The organism is Streptomyces viridosporus (genome assembly GCF_002078235.1).
Classification (GTDB): Bacteria; Actinomycetota; Actinomycetes; order Streptomycetales; family Streptomycetaceae; genus Streptomyces; species Streptomyces viridosporus.
In genome coordinates this window covers 1-613 of sequence record NZ_MSGP01000837.1, presented here as the reverse complement: position 1 = coordinate 613, position 613 = coordinate 1, and the positions used below count along the sequence as shown (strand labels likewise).

The 613-nt window shown below is 70.6% G+C and carries 1 protein-coding gene; it reads right to left on the bottom strand.

Annotated features, from left to right (window positions below):
- Positions 1-129 precede the first annotated feature (129 nt).
- Positions 130-613 (bottom strand): NUDIX domain-containing protein (locus B7L92_RS38020; RefSeq protein WP_081241632.1); only part of this gene is annotated, 484 nt, incomplete at its 5' end.

Below are 613 nucleotides of genomic sequence, written 5' to 3'. Positions count from 1 at the left end.
CCAGGGCGTCCAGCCGAGCCGGCCGGGGATGGGCGGGGTGTAGGCGCGGGTCAGTTGGCGCCGGCCGTAGATCCGCCAGGCGCGGGTGTTGGTGTCCTCAGCGGGCACGGTTGCCTCCTAGGTGGGGGATCAGGTGTGCGTGATGAGGTAGGCGGGGCCCTCGCCGCGCCGGGCTCGTTCGATGGCGTCGAGACGGGCGAAGGCGTGCGGCGCCATCAGCTCCTGCCAGGTTGCGAGGTCGTGGACGGCCCACATGTCGTGCTCGGCGGGATCGAGGCGGATCCGGCCGAGCTGGCCGGCGGTCAGCCGTCCTCCGTCGAAGATGAGCCCCACCTTGTTCAGCGGCTGGCGCGGTCCGGAGTGGAGGAAGTGCGTCAGGAGCAGCTTCGGTGTGTCCAGACCGAGTTCGAGGCCCGTCTCCTCGACCGCCTCTCGCCGCGCGGTCTGCAGCGGGTCCTCGCCCGGGGCGTCCAGGTTGCCTCCCGGGAATTGCCAGAGTCTTGAGCCGTAGACCGAGCGGAGCTGGATTGGCCGGTCGTGCTCGTCGCGGATGTAGAGGCAGCCGTACACCGTGTGGTGGGGGAGGGTCTGCGCGTACTGGGTGGGCGTCATC